Origin of the sequence: Campylobacter sp. RM16188, from assembly GCF_012978795.1 — a bacterium.
In the GTDB taxonomy this organism is placed as follows: Bacteria; Campylobacterota; Campylobacteria; order Campylobacterales; family Campylobacteraceae; genus Campylobacter_A; species Campylobacter_A canis.
The window spans coordinates 13,149-34,377 of record NZ_LIWQ01000017.1 but is presented as its reverse complement, the minus strand read 5'-3'; the positions used below and the strand labels follow the sequence as shown (position 1 = coordinate 34,377).

Below are 21,229 nucleotides of genomic sequence, written 5' to 3'. Positions count from 1 at the left end.
CCTTTTCATTATAATGACTTTTCATTTTATCTTAAATTTCATAAAATCTTTGTTAAAATGCTCTTAGAATATGTTTTTCACAGCGTGAAAAAAACGTGAAAAACTTTTTATATGTTTCAGATTAAGGATGTGATGAAAATTTTAGGAATTGATCCCGGAAGCAGAAATTGCGGTTATGCGATTATCGAAAAAACTGCGTTAAAAACAAATTTGATTGAAGCCGGACTTATAAAAATTAAGCCCGATTTGCTTCAGTATCAGATAACGCAGCTTTGCGAGGGGCTTGATCTTATCTTTAAAAATCATAAATTTGATGAAGTTGCGATTGAGGATATATTTTTTGCTTATAATCCAAAAACGGTTTTAAAGCTAGCTCAGTTTCGAGGTGCATTAAGCCTTAAAATTCTCCAAATTCACGGAGAATTCGCAGAATATACGCCGCTTCAGGTGAAAAAGGCCGTAACAGGCAAAGCAAAAGCTGATAAGGAGCAAGTCGCTTTTATGGTAAAGAAAATTTTAGGTATCGCTAAAGATATAAAACCGCTTGATATAACCGACGCTATCGCGGTTGCATTAACTCATGCAAATAATTTGCGGATAAGAAAAAATTAAAGGAGATAAAATGAGGAAAATTTTGGTTGTTTTAGCTGTTTTTACATCGCTAAATTTATTTGCAAACGAGACCGTAAAGGATGATTATATTATCTGCAAACATTCAAATTTAGGCTCTGAAAATAAAAATGTGACAAAAGTAAAGCAGTTTATAAATATAAGCGCTACTGCCTCTGAAAGCGGTTTAAATAAACATAGCTTAAGAAAAACCTGCGCTGCTTTAAACTGCGTTATTGATGATAGCTTGGAGAATAAACAAGCTTTTTTAAAGAGTGCCGCGCTTACGATACTAAACTCAGATGACGAGATATCCGATATGGCGGTTGATTATTTCAGTTCTCGAGAGTTTGAATTTGCTAGAAAGTTAAGACACAAAGAGCTGGTTTTAAAATTTGGATGTGATTATAAACTTGTGCCTTTTGAAACAAGAAACGGCGTAAATAAAGTCTTTGTAAAAGCTTTTGTCGTGGTTGATGGTAAAGAGGCGGCTAAGATCGAAATCAACGGCAGAGTGCTTGCCATAAGAGGAAAATTTGGCATGGTACAAGACATGCAAGTTTATAATCTGAAATTAAAAGAGATAAAAGAATAATTTAATCGCGTGGTTTTATCTGCCACGCGAATTTTACTACTTTATAACTTGTTAAAACTTACAATATATGCAAATTTTATCTTACCATTTTACTCCCATTTCAAGCCAAAAATTTCTTCCTGCGCCAAAGTGTTTTTTAGAAGCTACAATAGGATATTTTTTATTTAAAACGTTGTTTATATCAAGGTTTGTAAAAAATCTAAAATCATCTTTTAAATTCTTTTCATAAGATACTCTCATATCCCAGATGGTGCGGCTTGGCAAATTTATCTTAGCGTATTGGGTTTTTCTATGAGTTCTATTGTATTTGCTTGTCAAAGCAGGCGTTTTGCCGATATGATTTATGAAATTCGTAACATTAAAAGATGAAAAATTTATTCTATGAGTAAATTTTGCAGTAAATGGCACATTGTAATCAATCTGCGGAAGCTCTGAAGCTTTAATAAATTTATTTTCATAGATGACTAAATCCTCGCTGTTTTTGTCCGCATAATCTCTAAAATTGCTCTTTTTGGAAGTTTTGGCAAATGAGAGTTCAAAGTCGTTTTTTGTGCTTAAAATTTCTACAGGCATGATATTTGCAATGCTGAAAGTGTAAATTTGAGTGCTGCTTTTGCCGTTATTTACGAAGTATAATTTATCTTCATCACGGCCTATATGCTTGCCGTTTAGAGTTAAAACTTCGTTTTTGCTATCTCTTTTTACGTATTTTAAATTTAACCTTACATTACCGATATCTCCACGATAAAATATACTTTTTTCATCATCGTGCGGAGTTTTTAGATCATTTTCTCCGTTTGTTTCAGACTCTTTAAAGGGATTTACGAAAGGATCGCTTGCCTTATTTCTAGAATAAAACAGACGATGTTTTTGCGTGTCTTTATAAATTTTATATGCAAATAAATTTCGTCCGTAGTATCTGTTTAGACCAAAACCTATGAAATTTTTATCGTAAATTTCGTATTCGGTTACAAAGCGCGGCGCTATTAAAACATCATTGTCAAAACTATCCTTTTGCACTCTAATGCCCGGACGAATTTTAAAGCGGTCAAATTTGATCTCATCCTCGACATACAATGCCGCTTTGTTGATGACGGTTTTATTTCTGACATCGCCGTAATAACTCTTCTGGGATAAAAATTGCCCAGTAGCTCCCGGAACTTCTGCAAAGCTATCGTCATTTACGCAGGTTTTGTCATCAGGTGCGCATATATGCCCGTCTAAAATCGGCTTTGGATCCAGATAATGTTCGTAAGGTTTTAAAATTTCATAAATTCCGCTTGTTTTAGACAGCTCAAATCCGCTTGAAAAAGCGTGCGATACGCCAAAAAGATCAAAATCTTCCATCTTTGCATTTAGTTTGTACTCAAGGCTGGTTTGATCTTGTCTTACATCGCTTATACCGCCGTAGCTTGATATGTCGTTATACCCCCAGTTTTTAACGCTTGATTTTTTGTAATCGTATTTAGCGCCTTTGTTGTCGGTGTATCTTGAAGTCTCAAATTTCGAGTAGCTTAAAGTTTGTTCTAAAAATACTCTGTCAAGATCGATTTCGGCGTTTAAATTTGCAGCTATTCCACCATATTTATATGACATTGAAGAATCAAGACTATCTTCTTCAAACATCTTATTTTTTTGTAGAGAATAAAGCACGCTAGGCTTTAAAACCACTCTATCGTTTATTTGCCAGATATTTTTTAAAAAGTAGTTTTCAACCAGTCTCTCATCGTTTGGAATTTGGGCTATATCGGTATTTATTAATTGAGATTTGATGTCGTATTTTATAACAGAGCTAAATCTAGTATAATCAAATAAAAGCCCGAAATTTTCGCTTGTGTAACCTTCTAGTCCGATTCTGTGCCGTCTTTTTTTAAAGTTGCTTTTATCATAACCGCTTTGGCTTGAATAAAATTTTTTATTATCCTCGTGTATAAAAATCTTCTGCCACTCTCCGCTTGTGTATTGTGAGCTTAAAATACCGCCAAATTTGCGCTTTGGATCGCGCGTCTTGGCATTTACGACACCGCCTTGAAAATCACCGTATCTAGCCGACACGCCACTATCTATCACCTCTATACTTTCAAGCAGATCCGTATCAAGCGTGAGTGATTGTGAGCTTAAAGACGCAGCTCTTTCTACGTGATAATAAGGTGTTTCGTATCCGTTTGAATTGCGATTTACGGGATTTATGTCATGGTTAAAATTTGCGCCGTCGATGAGAAAGTTGTTTTGATAAAATTTAGCTCCGTTTATACTGAAGTCTTGCGGCTTTATCTCGCCTGTATCGGTTCCCAAATCAGATAATCTATTAAATGATACATTTGGATTACTCTTTAAGCTATCTGCTATCGTGTGGTTTTTAGAAGTAATTTTATCTAACTTATCGCGAGTTAGTTTTGAAGATGACGAATAAGCTGAAGTCTCGTTTGTATCGTATGTCGCAACTACTTCTATTTTTTGAAGCGAAATTTCGTTTGCACTAAGTGCAGTTGATATAAATGCAATTTGTAAGGCTTTTTTCACATATTTTCCTTTTTTGATAGAAAATTTTTGCGAAAGTATATCAAATGCAACTTAGTTGCAAATAAAATAAATTGCTATAAACATCCTAAAATTCAACAAATTTAAATTTATATTTCAGATTTTATATATTGCAAACAAATTTTTAAGTATTACGAATCGGTATTTTTAAAAGTATTTATTTCATAAATTTTAGATTTTCACTTATTTTATATTTGTTCTTTGGTTTCAGGCACGTAAATATGATTTTCAAAAATAAATCTATGCTCATCAGGCAAAGCGCCGTAAATTTTATGAGCGAGATCTCGGATCTCCCAAAGAGCGGATTTTGAGCTTCTAAGCGAGAGGAAATTTTGAAGGCTTCTAGCGTTTACGCTCCAAGTAAGCTCGGTTTTATAGCTCTCAGGCAAGCAGTATTTAACTATATCAAGGCTCGTTGTAGTCGTAGCTAAAATTTCGCGCAGATTATCAAGCGCTTTTATGCTTGCGTTATCAATTAGCTCGTTACCCGTTAGTACGATATATCTGCTTGCATTTTCAAAGTCGCCTAGCTCAAATTTCGCCTCATTTTTAAGCTCTTTTAGCGTGTAGCGAGTGGATTTGACGCTTAGGCTTGCTATGCGGTGGCGGGCTAGCTCTTGAAGAAGTGCTCGTGAAATTCCTTGGATATAGAAGTTATAATACAAATGCTCAAGCGTGCTTGCGTGCTTGTATTTGTTGCCCACGCGATCAATCAGCTCGATATCCTTTTCACCTCCATTATCACCCTTGTCAAAGCTTTGCCAGCAGGTGCGAATCGCGTGCGAGCAGATATTAATAGGAGTGAAATTTAGAAGTGTTACTTGCATTTTAACTCTTTATTTTTGAAATTTGATGTGTAAATTTAGCTAAAAATTGATGAAATTTGGGTTAAATTTAAGGGGGCGTTAATAGCCCCCAAGAGTAGAATAAAAGGATTAATTTTTAAGCTGCAAGAGTGTATTTAACATCTCGTTGCTTGTAGTAATCGTCTTTGAGTTTGCTTGAAATCCGCGTTGAACGACGATTAGTTGAGTTAGCGAGCGGCTTAGATCGACGTTACTCATTTCTAGGCTTGAAGCTGAAATTTTGCCTCGCCCTGCGGTGTTTGCCGCGCCTATTATAGGATCGCCCGAGTTTGCCGTCATTGAGAATAAATTCCCGCCTTCGCTTACTAAGCCTTCGTTGTTTGTAAATTTAGCTACCGCAACTTGCGCAAGCCCAAGGCTACGACCGTTTGTAAATGTGCCTACTAGAGTGCCTGACTCATCTATCCTAAGTCCGTTTAGTTCGCCTCCGGTAAAGCCGTCTTGGCTAATGTCGCTTGTGCTTGAGTCGTTATCATAACTTGTCATGCCCGTAAAGCCTTGAGTGTTGCCTAAATTTAGCTCTATGTGCTGACCTTCCGAAGAGCCGTTTGCCGCACCGAATGTAATACTTGCAGGGCTATATGTGCCAAGCGAACCGTCGGCGTTAAATCTTATATATCCTGTTATGACATTGGACGGCTCATCGGTTGTAGCATCGAAATTTATCTTGTTTGGCTCGGCGACTTGAATTATCATCGTCCATTCGGTTCCGTTATTTTCGGTGTAAGCGCGCTTTGTAAAGTCAAGTTTTACGTTGTGCTTTGCACCAAGGCTGTCAAACACATCTATACTTGAGCTGTGGCTTGCCATATGAAGGCTATCGGTTACGCGCTTTGATTCGCCCGTACTTAGCGAGCCTGCTAAAACCGCCATAGAGGCTTTAAATTTAACGTTTTCAGTTACGTTGTTTTTAGCATTGCTTAAACCGGTTATGGTTAGATACATATTGTGGTCGTTGTCGGCATTATCAACTGCAGGATTTGGCACTTTAGGAAGTCCTGTTAGAGGATCGGTAGTACCGTCTGTTTGATCGCCGTCATCTAAATTCGACGCATCGCCTTTTGGATTTTTTATCTGAAATTGTCCATATTCATTTACGGTTACTTCTACACCGTCATTTTTATTTTGAGCTCTTGCGGCCACAAATGCGGCTTCATTCGGCACTCCTGCAGCACCATTTCCTACGACTGTTCCGGTATAATTTATCCAAAGCCTTGCGTCTTTTTGCATAGCTTCACGCAGATCTTCAGTGCTTGTTACTTTTCTTTCGGTAGCGTCATTGTAAGTGTGTGCCGCGCTTGTTCTAGTTTTGCTATATGTGTATTGATATGCTGTAATGATATTCGTTGTAACAAAATCATCTCCTATTGTATTCCCACCATTTACAGTCATTTTTATGTTTTTACTATCTGCTGAAGTGCCGCTATTATTTCTGTTTGTTAGGACAAGTTGATTACCGTTTGTTACGCTTGCTTCAACACCTGTTTTATTGTATTTTTCGTTGATTGCGGCGGCGAGTTGGCTTATGTTTAAGATATTTCCTAATTTAATATTTTCGCCGTTTAATTTTATATCAAGTGTTTGAGGACCACCGAAATTTCCAAGCGGATCAGCACCTACGTTTAAAGCTTTTGTCTTGGCATCTGCATAGCTCACCCAAATTCCTTGTCCGTCTCTTAAGTTATACGCATCTCCGTCGTTATTAAATAGTACTCCAAGATCAGCACCTCGCTCTTTTAATCTTTGCTCGCCGTTTTTGGTAGTGTAAAACTCATTTTCTCCGACGTTGTTTTCATCGTGCTTTTCGTTGTCTGTTTTGATGCCGTCAACCGGGCTTTTTTCTACCCAATTTCTATACTGATCAAGTTGGTAGATAGGAATTTTTTTAGTGCCTACGCTATCGCCGCTATCTAAATTCGCTTTTAGTGCGATTTGAGTTGTTGCACGTGCAGGCGTAGTAAGTCCCGGTGGGATTATGATGTTTTCTATCGGTCTTGTCGGATCTATCTCGCCAGTTGTTTCATCTCTCATCCAGCCTTGAACGATATGTCCGCCGTTATCTACGAAATTTCCGACACTGTCGCGTGAGAAGTCGCCGTTTCTGGTATAAAGTCTTGTTTTGCCTCCGTCCGGGCTAACGATGAAAAAACCGTCACCTTGAAGCGCGATATCGGTCTGCTTATCGGTAGTTTGAAGCGAGCCTTGCTTGAAAATTTTTGTAGTAGTATTTATCTGGGCTCCAAGACCTACTTGAGTGGAATTTAGTCCGCCGTGTCCGTTTTGCGGAGCTGTCGCTACGCGTGAGGTTTGGTATATAAGATCATCGAAATTTGCACGTGAATATTTAAATCCGACTGTATTTACGTTTGCGATGTTGTTGCCTTCGACGTCCATTGCTATTTGGTGAGCCTGAAGTCCCGTAACTCCAGACCAAAGAGATCTCATCATAATTTTATCCTTTTAGTAATTTGCAAAGATAAAAGCAAAAGATGTTCCAAAAATTTAAGAGAGATTTTTTAAATTTACAAGAGCGGTAAAAACTAAAATTTTAAGTATGAAAAATCTTAGCAGGCAGGTTAATTATACGTAACCGCCTGCTAAAAGAGAATGAGTTATAGCACCATCGCGCCGATAACTGCGCCTATCATTAAAGGGATATTGAAAAATAAAAATGTTGGCACGCAAGTATCGTAGATATGGTTGTGCTGTCCGTCGGCGTTAAGTCCGCTTGTAGGTCCAAGAGTGCTGTCACTAGCAGGGCTTCCCGCATCTCCAAGAGCGGCTGCAACGCCTACAAGCAAGATAATCGCCGCAGGGCTAAATCCAAGCTGAAGAGAAAGCGGCACATAGATAGAGGCTATGATAGGTATGGTTCCAAAGCTGGTTCCTATGCCCATCGTTACCAAAAGTCCGATAGCAAGCATCATGATTGCGCCTCCTATCTTGCCGCCTGCGATATCGCTAGCGAAATTTACAAGTTGCTCGATACCGCCGCTCTCTCTTAAGACAGAGCCAAAACCGGCTGCAACTAGCATAATAAATGCGATAAATCCCATCATCGCAAGCCCGTTGTCCATAATCTTATCTACTTTTTTGTATTCGATTCCGCCAAAGATGATCATCACGACAAGTCCGATAAGCGCGCCAAGAGGCAAGGATTTGGCGTAAAGCTGTATGGCAAATGCTATTACCGCACCGCCAAGTACCGCCCACTCTTTGCGAGTCATCTTTAAATTTTTAGCAATCTGGGCATCGTGCATCTCTTTTTCTTCAAATTGAGTATTTTTGTAACTTCTCTTTTTAGAATAAAAGACAAAAACGGCTAAAAGCAGACCCACTAGCATCGATGCGCCGCCTATCCACATAACGCTTGTTATATCGCTTAAATTTACGACTACGCCGTTGTTTTCGAGCTCTTTTTTGATGATGTTATGAAAAAGCAGACCAAATCCCACGCTAAGGCTTACGTAAGGCGCTTTAAGCCCGAATGTAAGTGCGCAAGCTAGGGCTCTTCTGTCTAGTTCAAGCTTGTTCATAAGCGGCAAAAGCGGCGGTATAAGTATAGGTATGAAAGCAATGTGAACGGGGATTAAATTTTGAGAAAAGCACGCTATAAAAGCTATAGAAAGCACGAAATAAGTTCGCTTCTTACTTAAAATTTTGCTTATGGCGTTTATCAAAATTGCAGTTAAATTCGTATTAGCGATAGCCGCTGCAAGCGCACCTAGCAAGATGTAGCTGAGTGAAGTCTCTAAATTTCCTTTCATGCCCGTTATAAGCGTAGATGTTGTGCCGCTAAGCGCAGTAAAAAGATCTGCAAAACCGCTTAAATCGCCCTTTGACATAACTCCTGCGACAAGAGCCGAGATCAAAATGGCAAGCAAGATGTTAAAGCGCAGCAAACAAAGCGCCGTCATCACAAGAATGCTTATAACAACCGGATTTGAAAGAATCATGGATGTCCTTTGTCAAATTTATATGTTTTATCTGCAATTATACAGCCATTTATCTTAAATTTGAAAAGCGTTAATCAAATTTTGGCGATAAATTTGAGCTGCAGATGTATAATCTAAACACATCTAAATCAGGAGGACAGCTATGAAAAAGTTAGTTTTAGCTTTAGTTTTCGTTGTAGCGCTTTTTGCTAAGCCAAATGTCGTCATACTCGCAACCGGCGGGACTATAGCGGGAAGCAGCACGGGTTCGACAAACGCTCAATACGATGCGGGCAAGCTTGGAGTTGAGGTGCTTTTGCAGGCCGTTCCTGAAATTCACGAGATCCCAAATGTAAAGGGCGAGCAAATTTCAAATATCGGTTCATATAATATGAACAATGAAATTTGGCTCAAGCTCGCAAAGCGCGTAAACGAGCTACTAGCCGCAGATACGGACGGCATCGTGATAACTCACGGTACGGATACGCTTGAAGAGACGGCGTATTTTTTAAATTTGGTCGTTAAATCAGACAAACCCGTCGTGCTTGTAGGAGCTATGAGAAGTGCAACTTCCATGAGTGCGGACGGTCCGATGAATCTTTTTAACGCGGTAAATATCGCAGCCGATAAAAATAGCATGAATAGAGGCGTGCTAGTATCGCTAAATGACGAAATTCACGCCGCAAGAGAGGTTACCAAGAGTAACACGACTTCTGTTCAGACGTTTAAATCGCCAAACACTGGCAAGCTTGGCTGGATATACTACGGCAAGGTCGTTTATATGAATAAAAATCCAAAAATCCATACCAAAGATAGCGTCTTTGACGTAAGTAAGCTTGATAGCCTGCCAAGAGTTGATATCATCTACTCTCATACAAACGATAGCGGCGATATAGCAGAGCTTTTAACAAAAGCGGGTGCAAAAGGCATAGTTCACGCCGGAACTGGTGCCGGAAGCATATATGACGATACCAAAGCCTCTCTTGCAAAGGCTCATGAAAGCGGAGTTAGAGTGGTGCGAAGTACGAGAACGGGAAGCGGATTTGTCTCGCCTAGCCCTAAGATGGACAATGACGGCAAATTTATCGTGGCAAACGACCTAAATCCGCAAAAAGCCAGAATTTTGCTTATGCTTGCACTTACCAAAACCGATGACGTAAAGCAGATACAAAGCTACTTTAACGAATACTAAATTTAAGCGGCTATTTCTTAGCCGCTACTCTTACTTTATACCTATATAATCAAATAATTGATAAAATCTCTAAAATTTTACTAAAAGGAAAGACATGAGAAGCGATATCATAAAAAAAGACTACACAAGAGCGCCTCATCGCTCGCTTTTACGCGCTACGGGGCTTAAAGACGAAGATTTTGATAAGCCGTTTATCGGCATTGCAAATAGCTTTATCGAGATAATTCCCGGGCATTTTTTCCTAAATCGCTACTCTGAAATTTTAAAAGACGAAATTCGTAAAAACGGCTGTGTACCGTTTGAATTTAACTGCATAGGCGTAGATGACGGTATCGCGATGGGGCATGACGGTATGCTTTATAGCTTGCCAAGCCGCGAGATCATAGCAAATTCGGTTGAAACAGTTATGAATGCGCATGCACTTGACGCACTTGTTTGTATGCCAAATTGCGACAAGATCGTGCCTGGAATGGTTATGGGCGCACTTAGAGTAAATGTACCGACCGTCTTTGTAAGCGGCGGTCCGATGAAAAAGGGCTACACAAAAGACGGTAGGCCGATTGATCTTGCTACGGCGTTTGAAGCGGTGGGTAAATTTGAAACCAAAGAGATAAGCGAAGCCGAGCTAAAAGATATCGAGTGCAACGCCTGTCCAAGCGGTGGAAGTTGCAGCGGAATGTTTACTGCAAATTCGATGAATACGCTTTGCGAGGCGATGGGCATAGCTCTAAGCGGCAACGGCACGATACTAGCGCTTACTCCTGAGCGAGAAGAGCTTGTGAGAAAAGCGGCGCGTAGAATTTGCGAGATCGCGCTTGATGAGAGATTTAAGATACGTAATATCCTAAACGCAAAGGCCGTTAGAAACGCACTTGTAGTTGATATGGCGATGGGCGGAAGCAGCAATACCGTGCTTCATATGCTAGCTATCGCGCGTGAGGCGGGAGTAAATCTGCAAATTTCAGAGCTAAATGAAATAAGCTCAAATATCGCTCACATCGCTAAGATAAGCCCAAGCTTGCCAAACGTGCATATGGAAGATATCGGGCGAGCGGGTGGCATGAATGCGGTTATAAAAGAAATCTCACGCCGAGATAACGGAATGCTTCATTTAGAAAATTTAACCGTTTCGGGCGAAACTTTGGGCGAACGAGTGGGCGCTAGCGAGATAAAAGATGAAAGCGTGATCCATAAAGTCGAAAATGCCTATTCACAAGTTGGCGGACTTGCGATTTTGTTTGGAAATCTAGCCGAGCAAGGATGTGTGATAAAGACGGCAGGCATCGTGGGAGAGCGTAAATTTAGCGGCAAGGCGGTCTGCTTTAACTCCCAAGATGAAGCGATAGAGGGAATTTCAAGCGGCAAAGTAAACAAAGGCGACGTGGTCGTCATACGATACGAAGGTCCGCGCGGAGGCCCTGGAATGCAAGAGATGCTAAGCCCTACTAGCCTAATAATGGGGCGCGGTCTTGGTGCGGACGTGGCGCTGATAACGGACGGACGTTTTAGCGGTGCGACAAGGGGACTGAGTATAGGGCACGTAAGCCCCGAAGCTGCCGAAGGCGGCATGATAGGGCTGCTTCGTGATGGCGATATAATCGATATAGACGTGGATACTTATAGTATAAATGTGCGCTTAGACGAGGCTGAAATTTCAGCTCGCAAGGCGAAATTTACGCCGCTTGAAAAGGAGCTAAATTCTCGCTGGCTAAGACAATATCGTAAGCTTGTTACAAATGCTAGTAGCGGCGCGGTTTTGGAGTCTTAGGGCGTGTTTGAGGGCGGTTTTTATTTTAAGGATTTAGATGAGGCAAAAATTGAGCTACAAGAGCTTAACGGTATAAATTTCGACACTCTTGAGAAGTGCTCGCAAATTCTTGATAGTCTTGATGGCTGCTATATAAATAATATTGAAAGGCTTAAGCTTCAAAGCTTAAAGCTAAAATATCAAAAATTAAAAAGAGCCGATAAAATTTATAAAGAGATTAACAAAGATTTAGGTAGCGATGAGGCTAAATTCTTAAGCAAAAATTCCAAAGCAACCCTTAAAGAGCTTCAAAATTTCTTAGTTGATTTAGGCGAACTTTGGGTTTTTGATATCCAAAATTCTTTAAAAATGCGTAAGATAAATTTGGAAAAAATAAAAGATATTTTGCGCTCTCAAAAGCAAATTATATACAGACATATTACTTCAAAAGATAAGCAAGAGCGTAAAAATTTATATAAGCAGTTTTTGAAAAACGAGAGTGAATTGCATAAAACATATAGCGAACTCGGTTCAAATTTTTTAAGGCAATACAATCTTGACTTAAGAAAACATACTGCAAATTCTATGCTGAATGATTTTTTGTGGACTATAAAATTAGCAACAACAAATCTTAATACGACTTTTTGGATTATTGTATTTCTTGGTTCTATATTATGTTCTTTTTATTTTGTCGGCATCAAAAAAGTTCCGCAAATAAATTTAGATGAGTTTATGCCATTACTAATTTTTGCCAGCGTCGTAGCGTTATCTTGGCTTTGTTGTATTGTTTTGTTGTGTATGTCTTCTTATTATTTTTTATTTAAAACAAATTACAAAAACAATAATGCGACTTGGGTTTTTAAAACTAGTCAAATTTATTTTTTAGTACTGCTTGCGCTACCTTTCATTTATGAATATGACTTTGATATAATCAAATTTCTTTTAAATCATTTCAGTGTATTTGTTGGCGCATATTTTGTTTTGATTATTGGATATTTTATATATTGTATTTTTAATAATTCTAAATCAAAATTTGATGATAGTATGCTTATAGGTATATTTTTTATCGCAGATTTATTATTTATATTATTTGTATATGAAAAATATCAAGATATAAATATTGTTTTATTCTTGTATGTGTTTTTCTTTTTTGTTTTTGCTAGGCTGCTATCTTTATGGGAAATTTTTGAGTATAAATTGATATTGTTTATTACATTAATATTTGCATTTTTTACAACATATTTCATTAGTCCAAACCTTGTAAATATGATAAACCTTGCAAATTACGAAGATGATTTTACGATAAAGAGCGAATTTGTCCCAAAAGATATTTTAAATTTACCAAGTTGTTTTGAAGGATATGACCTAACTTGCATAGATGATAGCTTAAACGGCGACAAAAAAACAAAGATTAATAATCTTGTTATGGAAGTAAAATCGGACGACAGATACCATTTTAAAGCCTATATAAAGAGCAGCTTTTCGCTTTTAAAAAATAAAGAGGGTTATTTGAAAAAAGCTATAAAAAATAGTTGCGAAAACAATAATTCCGCTCCTTGCTACGAGCAAAATACTACGCACATAATTATTAAAAATTATGAAAAACTGTTTAACGGATATGAAAAAGAAAGAGGAAAATTATTTGTTAAAAAATTTAAAATACATAAAAAGAATATAGAAAATTAATTTTGAGGATTTTATAAATGAAAAAACTAATCTTACTTTTGACTTTTGTCTATGTGGTGTTTGCAAATGACTGCGATGATAAATATGATTGTGCAAACAAAGCTACACAGGCGGCTTCAAGCGGTAATTATGAGTTAGCTTATAAGCTTTATAAGAAATCTTGCGAGCTTGGACATCAATCTTCGTGTGAGATGATGAAAACCTACGACGAAAATCAAAATTTTGCCCTTTATACCGAAGTTTCAAAAGAGGAATTTGAGGATATAAAAAAAGCTTGCGAGACAGGAGACGCTAAAAAATGTGAAGTTTTATCTGCGCTTTATATGCTTGGTAAAGGCGTCAAAAAAGACTACGAGGCAGCTTATAAGATAGCTGAAATTTGGTGCGAAAAAGATAGCGGATATTTTTGCTCACTGGCGGGCATTATGCATAATGACGGAGTGCTTGGCAAGGCTGATTATGAAAAAGCACGCGAATTTTACTTAAAGGGCTGCAAGAAGTTAAATCATGCAGAGTCTTGCACGAATTTAGGAATGCTTTATCTGCTTGCTCAAGGAGTTGAATTTGATAAAAATTTGGCTTTGGAGTATATCAATCAAGGATGTGAGAATGGTGACAATACAGGTTGTATGAGCCTCGGTGAGATACACTTCAAGGATAAAGAGTATACCAAGGCTCTTCCTTATCTGAAATTCGCTTGCGGAAACAACAATGCCGTATCTTGTATGTATGTAGGTATTTCGCTAATGCCGCGAGAATACACCGGAAGCATAAGCGAAGAGGCGGCTTATTATTTTGATAAAGCTTGCAAAATGGGCATACAAGAGGGTTGTTTGGATAAGAAATAAAATGTATTTTGTAATTTAATTTGATAAAAATATAATGATTGCTGATACATGATGAACAAAACTCGAGCAAGTATCCAATGAATCAAATTAAAGAAGCTATACAGCTAAGACGAATTTGGCTTTCGAGGAATTAGCTGTATAGCGATACTGTTTGATAAAACACTAGAAAATACAAAGAGCGTCGAGGAAATTTCAAAAGCTTTCGATATGCTAAATCACCGAGTAGAAATTCTAAACTACAATTTAAATCAGTTTAAGAACTAAAAAAGAAAAGCACCCAAATTCGGGTGCTTAAAATATAATACTATCAGGGTTTAAAAACTAAATTTTATCTTCTTTTTTATCCAAGTTGTCAAAATATCTCTCAGGATATTTCTCAACTTGATTTATGTTTAAAAATACGAATTTGTAGCCTAAAAATAGAGCTAAAATCCAAAGAAAAAGAAAGAAAAGCGAAGTACTCATCAAGGTTCCTTAATATGCGTGATGATCGTTTTTGATCTCGTTTTGGGTGATCTTGCGACTATCCATAGCGCGCCAAACCACAAAGATATAGCCAAGCACAAACGGCACTAAAAAGCTTACATAAGCCATCACGCCAAGCGTATAGTGGCTTGAGCTTGCGTTTTGTATTGTAAGCGAGCTTTGCAAATTTGAAAACGACGGATAAAACGCCGTGTTGTTAAGCCCGGTAATCAAAAATAGCCCAGTTACTACAAGCACTACGCCCACGCCAAAGGGTACTATGCCGTAGATACTTGTTGTAAATGCGCCTTTATAAATTCCATATAAAACAAGCACTAAGCCAACCAGCATCATAAGTGTCACAAAAGGAAGTTTTATCAAATTCATTGCGTATTTAAATCCGACTAGGCTTACCACACCCTGCGCATCGTATTCAAAGCCCGTTTTTGTAAAAATCCAGATAGCAAAGATCAGGAAAAACGGCAAAAACAGAGCCGTATTTTTAAGCACTGATTTTCTTAAATTTGCTCTTAATTCATCATCTGCGATGTTGTTTATTAGGTATAGCCCGCCGCCTACTCTGGAAAGGAAAAACATAGCAATTCCAAGCGGATAGAGCATGATGTTGCCAAGGGCTTCAAGACCTCGCCAAGGCGTTTGCCACTGGACGAAATTTTGCTCGTTTAATAAAAAATCGCTTCCCACAAAAAACGTGCTAACCGCCATTCCGATAAGTATAACGCCAAGAGAGCCGTTTATGAAAAGGAAAATTTCATAAGTTCTTGTTCCTAAAAAATTATCCGGCTTCTTGCGGTACTCGTAGCTTACGGCTTGGATGACGAAGCAAAAGAGTATCGCAAGCCAAACCCAGTAAGCCCCACCGAAACTTGTCGCGTAAAATAGCGGAAACGCCGCGAAGCAAGCCCCGCCGAACATAACAAGCGTAGTAAATGTAAGCTCCCATTTTCGACCGACCGAATTTACTATCATATCTTTTTGAATTTCGCTCTTTGGCAAGCCGAAAATCAGCGTCTGACCGCCCTGAACGAACATCATAAATACCAAAAGTCCGCCAAGCAGGCTAACGATAGCCCACCAGTAAATTTGTAAAATTTCGTGCGATAAACTAAGCATGGTTTTCAAATCCTATCTTTATCTGTCTAAGCATGATTTTTATCTCGGCTATCAAAAGTGCCGTAAATAATAGAGCAAAGAGCGCAAATGAAATTTTGACATTTACACTTCCTAAATTCGTAGCCGCTATACCCACAGGCATGAGATCTTGTATCGCCCACGGCTGACGCCCTACTTCGGCTACTATCCAGCCAGCTTCGGCTGCGATGTATCCAAGCGGGATCGTCCAGACGCAAAGCCAAAGTAGCTTTTTGAAATTTTCGATATTGTTTGCCATACAAAGATACATAACTACGAAAAACAGCATCAAGAAATAGCTTCCAAGCGCTACCATCACGTGAAAGCTGTAAAATGTAATGCCCACGGGCGGAACCGCATCACTCGGCTTTTCTAAGTAACCGTATCCGAGGAAATTCATATTTGCCTCAAGCTTATTTTGCGCTATTTGCATAGCCTCTTTATCGCCCGCCTTTTTGGCTTCTTTATACTCTCTTAGCGCTTCTACGGCGACTTTGCCCTTTTTCATTTTGCTTTCAACGCTTTCTATGCCGTGTTTTTCGTTTCCGAACACCAGATCGTCAATTCCTGCGATAAATGCGTTGATATCGCGTTTGCCAAGAAGCGAGAGCATATAAGGCACTTCAAAATCTACAATGAAAGGCTTTTGTCCGTCTCCCGGTTGCTTGTTTGGCGTTAAAATTCCCGCCATCACGATACCTTGCCTTGTATCTCCTTCATAAAGTCCTTCCATAGCGGCAAGTTTCATCGGCTGAGTTTTTGTCACTTGATAAGCGCTTTCATCGCCGCTAAACATCAGAAATAGGCATGTTACAAGCCCGAAGCTTGCACCCACGATGATGCTTTTTTTAGCCATGACAAGGTGTCTGCCTTTGATGATAAACCAGGCTGAAATTCCGATCACAAAAAGTGCCGATATCACGTAACCGCTCGTAACCGTATGAAGAAATTTGATGATACCCACAGGGCTTAGCGCAACGGCAAAGAAGTCTTGCATCTCCATTCTGGCGGTGTCGGGGTTAAATTTCATCCCCACGGGATACTGCATCCAGCCGTTAGCTATTAAAATCCAAAGTGCGCTTAAATTTGAGCCGATAGCTACAAGCCATGTTGAGATGAGGTGAAATTTCTTACTAACCTTATCCCAGCCAAAAAACATCACCGCAAAAAACGTACTTTCAAGGAAAAACGCAAGTAATCCTTCAATAGCAAGCGGAGCGCCGAATATGTCACCGACAAACCAGCTGTAGTTCGCCCAGTTCGTACCGAATTCAAACTCCATGATGATACCTGTTGCTACTCCGATGGCGAAATTTATACCAAATAGTTTAAGCCAAAATTTGGTGATGTTTTTCCACTCCGCGCTTCCCGTTTTTACGTAGATCGTCTCCATAATAGCGATGATAAAGCTAAGCCCAAGCGTTAGCGGAACAAATAAAAAGTGATAGATTGCAGTCAGTGCAAACTGCGCTCTGGACCAATCAACCGATGCAAGCTCTTGCATTTTATTCCTTTGTCAAATTTAAGATAACAAAGTTGGTTTTTTCTTCGTCACTCTTAAATTTTGTATTTAAATTTTCATCAAAAACGAATACTTTTAAGATTCCAAACATTATCACGAGTTTAATGGCTATAATAAGCCATAAGCTCTTGCCGACTTTCATATTTTTAAAGCCGTCTATGTATAAATCGTATATATTTTTTAGCTGTTTTTTAATCATAATGCTTAGAGTTTATAACAAAAATGCTTAAGGATTTATTTTATATTTACAAATTCAAAAAACATCCGCAACGAAATTTAAGTTTTTACACGCTCTTATACATTTATAAAATTTAAAAAGCTATAATTAAGCCATTAAAATAAAATCACAGAGGAAATTTCAATGGATAAATCTCGGCAAAAAAAGCTACGTGAAGAGACGAAGTATATATTTATCACAGGTGGCGTGCTTAGCTCACTTGGCAAGGGCATAGCGGCAGCTAGTATAGGAACTCTGCTTAAAAATACGGGGCTTAAAGTAAGCATACTCAAAGCCGATCCTTATATCAACGTAGATCCGGGCACTATGAGTCCGCTTGAGCACGGAGAGGTCTTTGTAACCGATGACGGAGCCGAGACCGATCTTGATTTGGGGCATTATGAGCGCTTTTTGGATGAGAGCTTAAGTCAGGATAATAACTTCACCACAGGTCGAGTTTATAGCTCGGTTATAGAAAAGGAGCGCAGAGGCGATTATCTTGGCAAAACTATCCAAGTTATCCCTCATATCGTAGGCGAGATCGTTGATCGTATCAAAAAAGCCGGCGAAGGGCAAGATATCCTCATCGTTGAGATAGGCGGAACTGTCGGAGACATCGAGGGATTGCCGTTTCTTGAGGCGATTCGTGCGCTTAGAGTCGAAGTGGGTCGTAAGCGCGCTATGAATATCCACCTAACGCTGGTGCCATATATCAAGGTTGCGGGCGAGCTTAAAACAAAGCCTACTCAGCACAGCGTAGGCGAACTTCGCCGCATAGGTATAAGCCCTGATATGATAATTTGCAGAAGCGAACAGCCGCTAAACCGCGAGCTGAAAGACAAGATCGCGTCAAGCTGCGGTGTCGAGAAAAACTGCGTTATCGAAAGCGTTGATAGCCAAAGCATTTATCAAATTCCGCTTACGTTTTTAAACCAAGATATACTAAGTCCGATAGCTGAAATTTTAAATCTTGGCGAGCTTGAAGTAAACATGAAAAACTGGGATAGTCTCGTTAAGCGCATAATAGCGCCTACAAAAGAGACTACCATAGCCTTTGTCGGTAAATACGTCGATCTTAAAGAGAGCTACAAAAGCCTTACGGAAAGCATAATTCACGCGGGTGCAAATTTGGACGCAAGAGTGAATTTAAAGTGGATTGATAGCGAAAAAATCGAGGCTGAAAATGTTGAAGAACTGTTAAAAGACGTTGATGGTGTGCTTGTTGCAGGCGGATTTGGCGAGCGTGGAGTAAGCGGCAAGATGCAGGCGATAAAATTTGCTCGTGAAAATAAAATCCCGTATCTTGGAATTTGTCTTGGTATGCAGCTTGCGATGATAGAATTTGCAAAAAACGTGCTTCATTTAGAAGGAGCAAATTCGGTTGAATTTGATAAAGAGTGCATAAATCCCATAATCTATCTGATCGATAGTTTCATAGACGCAAACGGCGAAAAGCAAATTCGCACTCACCAAAGCCCGATCGGAGGCACGATGAGGCTTGGAGCTTATAGCTGTGAGATAAAGAAGGATTCGCTTTTAAGCGAGATTTACGGCGGAGCAAAAGAGGTAAAAGAGCGTCACAGACATCGCTACGAAGCCAATCCGAAATATAGAGGCGAATTTGAAAAAGCGGGACTTATCGTAAGCGGAGAGAGCGACGGACTAATCGAAGTTGTCGAGCTAAACTCTCATCCTTGGTTTGTAGGCGTGCAGTTTCACCCCGAATTTACATCTCGCCTAACCAACCCAAATGCAGTGATTTTGAATTTTATCGACGCGTCGATAAAAAATCATGTTAAGTAAAAATGACATAAGGGAGTTACTGAACGAACGTTTTAGCAAGGATTTGCATAAAAAGATTTCAGAAATTCCCACGCCTGATGCGTTAAAAGATATCTTTAAGGGCGCAAATCGCATAAAAGAGGCGATAATGCGCGAAGAAAAGATCGTCGTAGTGGGTGATTACGACGTGGACGGAGTTATCGCAAGCGTCATCATGGCTGAATTTTTCGATGATTTGGGAGTTAGTAACTATTTTGTGCGCATACCAAACCGCTTTAGCGACGGATACGGCTTAAATGCGCAAATCGTTGAAGAGGTAAGAGACGCAGACCTCATCATAACCGTTGATAACGGTATCTCTGCGACCGAAGCGGCTGAGGTTTGTAAAAAATACAAAATCGATCTGATTATAACAGATCATCACATGCCGCCTGAAATTTTGCCCGATGCTTACGCGATCATAAATCCAAAGCAAAAAGACTGCCCTTTCCCAAATATCGAAATTTGCGGCGCGCAAGTGGCTTGGTATCTGGTGGGTGCGCTAAAGGACGTGCTAAAGATTGAATACGATATGGCGAAATTTATCGATCTTTTAGCGATTGCGATAATTGCTGACATGATGGAGTTAAGGGATCTAAATCGCATGCTCGTTAAGCTTGGCATAATCAAGCTAAATTCATCTAAGCGCGCCGCATTTACGGCTATTAAACAGTTTTACGGCAAGGATAAATTTGAGTGCGATGATATAAGTTTTCTCATCGCTCCTCTTATAAATTCCTCAGGAAGAATGGATGATGCGATAAATTCGTTTAAATTCTTACATACCAAAAACATAGACGAAGCCAACTTATATCTTGACATGATCGTTGATTTTAACAACTCTCGCAAAGAAGAGGAGAGAATGCTTTATGAGTGCTCGTTAAAAGATGTAAAAGAGGATGAAAATATCATCGTAACATGGGGCAAAGACTGGCACGAAGGCGTTATCGGCATAGTCGCAAGTCGCCTTGCAAAGCACTTTAAAAAGCCTGCGATCGTCTTTAGTATCGATGAAAACCGTGCAAAAGGAAGTGCAAGAAGTGTCGGCAAGATCGATATACTCTCTCTTATCGCAAAGCATGAAGAGCTTTTAAGCGGATACGGCGGACACAAGGGCGCTGCCGGTATAGTGATAGATCCTTGCAACTTAGAAGCCTTTAAAACGGCGATAAATCAAGCTTGCTTTTTAATGGATATGCATGATTTTGTTAGCTCCGATGAGCTTTTAGGGGAGATAAGGGCTAGCGAGATTGACTTTGAATTGCTTGAAATTTTGGAATTTTTCGAGCCTTACGGACAGAAAAATCCGCGTCCGCTCTTTAGGCTAAACGAGGTCATCGTAAAAAACAAAAAGCTTATCGGCAGAGAGCAAAACCACTTAAAGCTTATCTTACAAAAAGAAGGCAAGAGCCTTGAAGCGCTGTTTTTTAACTTCGATAGGCAGCCTCACATCGGAGATAGCATAAATTTAGTCGTTTCGGTCTCTAAAAATTCGTTTCGCGGACTTATCACGCCGCAACTTTTAGTTAAAGAGATAGTTTGAGACGGAAAATGAAAAGAGCTGTTTTAGCGGTATTTTTAGCGTTTTCTAGCCTAAATTTTGCTTTTGCCGATGGCAAGTTGTGCGATAGTAAAGATATGAAAGAGATGCTTTTGGAGCTAAATAAAAATGCTCCCGAAAAGATAGATGACTCCGTAACTCTTATGGGCGCTGAGTGCAAAGAGGGCGTGCTTACTTATAAATATGAGCTAAAAGATAGCGCAAATTTCAAAATTTCAGAGTTTAAGGCTGAGGATATCGAGAATTTCAAATACAAGCAAAGCGCTATCCTTGGAGTTAATTATTGTAACGCATTTAGAGGGCTTCATGCTTATACGCAGAAAGTTGTTTGGCTATATGAGTTTGGCGGCAAAAAATTTGCAGAATTTGGTTATACGCCAAAGGATTGCAAGTCGTATGTGCGCTAAAATTTGGATTTTAAAATGAAACAAATATTTTTTCTCTGTATTTTTGGTCGTCTTAAACATCTATT

At 39.2% G+C, this 21,229-nt stretch carries 17 protein-coding genes; 9 read left to right on the top strand and 8 right to left on the bottom strand.

Annotation, left to right across the window (positions count from 1 at the left end; translation table 11 throughout):
* The first annotated feature begins 132 nt into the window (after positions 1-132).
* Together ruvC and CDOM16188_RS09710 are read left to right on the top strand one after the other, a co-directional pair.
* A complete protein-coding gene (gene ruvC, locus CDOM16188_RS09715; protein ID WP_169941799.1) occupies positions 133-612 on the top strand; it encodes a crossover junction endodeoxyribonuclease RuvC in 480 nt (159 codons plus the stop codon).
* Between the two features lie 10 nt (positions 613-622).
* Positions 623-1,204: a hypothetical protein gene (locus CDOM16188_RS09710; protein ID WP_169941801.1), complete on the top strand. Its 582-nt coding sequence runs from the start codon at positions 623-625 to the stop codon at positions 1,202-1,204.
* A gap of 81 nt (positions 1,205-1,285) precedes the next feature.
* Here CDOM16188_RS09710 and CDOM16188_RS09705 read toward each other — a convergent pair whose 3' ends face one another.
* The 4 genes from CDOM16188_RS09705 to CDOM16188_RS09690 form a co-directional block, all read right to left on the bottom strand.
* Positions 1,286-3,727: a TonB-dependent receptor plug domain-containing protein gene (locus tag CDOM16188_RS09705; RefSeq protein WP_172201790.1), complete on the bottom strand. Its 2,442-nt coding sequence runs from the start codon at positions 3,725-3,727 to the stop codon at positions 1,286-1,288.
* A gap of 206 nt (positions 3,728-3,933) precedes the next feature.
* Positions 3,934-4,572 carry an FAD-dependent thymidylate synthase gene (gene thyX, locus CDOM16188_RS09700; RefSeq protein WP_172201788.1) on the bottom strand — a complete coding sequence of 213 codons (639 nt, stop codon included), beginning with the start codon at positions 4,570-4,572 and terminating at the stop codon, positions 3,934-3,936.
* 108 nt (positions 4,573-4,680) lie between these two features.
* Positions 4,681-7,059, bottom strand: a complete 2,379-nt coding sequence (gene flgE, locus CDOM16188_RS09695; protein ID WP_172201787.1) for a flagellar hook protein FlgE — start codon at positions 7,057-7,059, stop codon at positions 4,681-4,683.
* Between the two features lie 164 nt (positions 7,060-7,223).
* Positions 7,224-8,567, bottom strand: a complete 1,344-nt coding sequence (locus CDOM16188_RS09690) for a Na+/H+ antiporter family protein (RefSeq protein ID WP_172201786.1) — start codon at positions 8,565-8,567, stop codon at positions 7,224-7,226.
* Positions 8,568-8,709: 142 nt separating this feature from the next.
* Between CDOM16188_RS09690 and CDOM16188_RS09685 the strand changes: the two genes are divergently transcribed.
* The 4 genes from CDOM16188_RS09685 to CDOM16188_RS09670 all read left to right on the top strand — a co-directional run bounded on the left by CDOM16188_RS09685 (position 8,710) and on the right by CDOM16188_RS09670 (position 14,019).
* A complete protein-coding gene (locus tag CDOM16188_RS09685) occupies positions 8,710-9,738 on the top strand; it encodes a type II asparaginase (RefSeq protein WP_172201785.1) in 1,029 nt (342 codons plus the stop codon).
* Positions 9,739-9,832: 94 nt separating this feature from the next.
* Complete coding sequence (ilvD, locus tag CDOM16188_RS09680; protein WP_172201784.1) at positions 9,833-11,506, top strand: dihydroxy-acid dehydratase; 1,674 nt, start codon at positions 9,833-9,835, stop codon at positions 11,504-11,506.
* A gap of 348 nt (positions 11,507-11,854) precedes the next feature.
* Positions 11,855-13,171 (top strand): hypothetical protein, encoded by a 1,317-nt coding sequence (locus CDOM16188_RS09675; RefSeq protein WP_172201783.1) that lies wholly within the window; start codon positions 11,855-11,857, stop codon positions 13,169-13,171.
* A gap of 17 nt (positions 13,172-13,188) precedes the next feature.
* On the top strand, positions 13,189-14,019 hold the full coding sequence (locus CDOM16188_RS09670; protein WP_172201782.1) for a tetratricopeptide repeat protein: 831 nt from the start codon (positions 13,189-13,191) through the stop codon (positions 14,017-14,019).
* A 321-nt stretch (positions 14,020-14,340) separates the two neighbouring features.
* On the opposite strand, the gene CDOM16188_RS09665 is transcribed toward CDOM16188_RS09670, so the two are convergent.
* From CDOM16188_RS09665 to CDOM16188_RS09650, 4 genes are read right to left on the bottom strand one after another with little or no spacing between them, the layout of a single operon-like run.
* Positions 14,341-14,484, bottom strand: coding sequence for a hypothetical protein (locus tag CDOM16188_RS09665; protein ID WP_172201781.1), 144 nt, complete (start codon positions 14,482-14,484; stop codon positions 14,341-14,343).
* Between the two features lie 9 nt (positions 14,485-14,493).
* A complete protein-coding gene (locus tag CDOM16188_RS09660) occupies positions 14,494-15,618 on the bottom strand; it encodes a cytochrome d ubiquinol oxidase subunit II (RefSeq protein WP_172201824.1) in 1,125 nt (374 codons plus the stop codon).
* Positions 15,611-17,140, bottom strand: coding sequence for a cytochrome ubiquinol oxidase subunit I (locus CDOM16188_RS09655; RefSeq protein ID WP_172201780.1), 1,530 nt, complete (start codon positions 17,138-17,140; stop codon positions 15,611-15,613). The genes CDOM16188_RS09660 and CDOM16188_RS09655 overlap by 8 nt, the downstream gene beginning before the upstream one ends.
* Before the next feature lies 1 nt (position 17,141).
* A complete protein-coding gene (locus CDOM16188_RS09650; protein ID WP_172201779.1) occupies positions 17,142-17,357 on the bottom strand; it encodes a DUF4492 domain-containing protein in 216 nt (71 codons plus the stop codon).
* Between the two features lie 162 nt (positions 17,358-17,519).
* Between CDOM16188_RS09650 and CDOM16188_RS09645 the strand changes: the two genes are divergently transcribed.
* Genes CDOM16188_RS09645 through CDOM16188_RS09635 form a run of 3 tightly spaced genes read left to right on the top strand, consistent with a single transcriptional unit; the run spans position 17,520 to position 21,164 of the window.
* On the top strand, positions 17,520-19,178 hold the full coding sequence (locus CDOM16188_RS09645; protein ID WP_172201777.1) for a CTP synthase: 1,659 nt from the start codon (positions 17,520-17,522) through the stop codon (positions 19,176-19,178).
* The gene (gene recJ / locus CDOM16188_RS09640; protein WP_172201775.1) at positions 19,168-20,739 is read left to right on the top strand and encodes a single-stranded-DNA-specific exonuclease RecJ; all 1,572 of its coding nucleotides are present in this window, start codon (positions 19,168-19,170) and stop codon (positions 20,737-20,739) included. Before CDOM16188_RS09645 ends, recJ begins: the two co-directional genes overlap by 11 nt.
* An 8-nt stretch (positions 20,740-20,747) precedes the next feature.
* A complete protein-coding gene (locus CDOM16188_RS09635; protein WP_172201773.1) occupies positions 20,748-21,164 on the top strand; it encodes a hypothetical protein in 417 nt (138 codons plus the stop codon).
* The last annotated feature ends 65 nt before the right edge of the window (positions 21,165-21,229 follow it).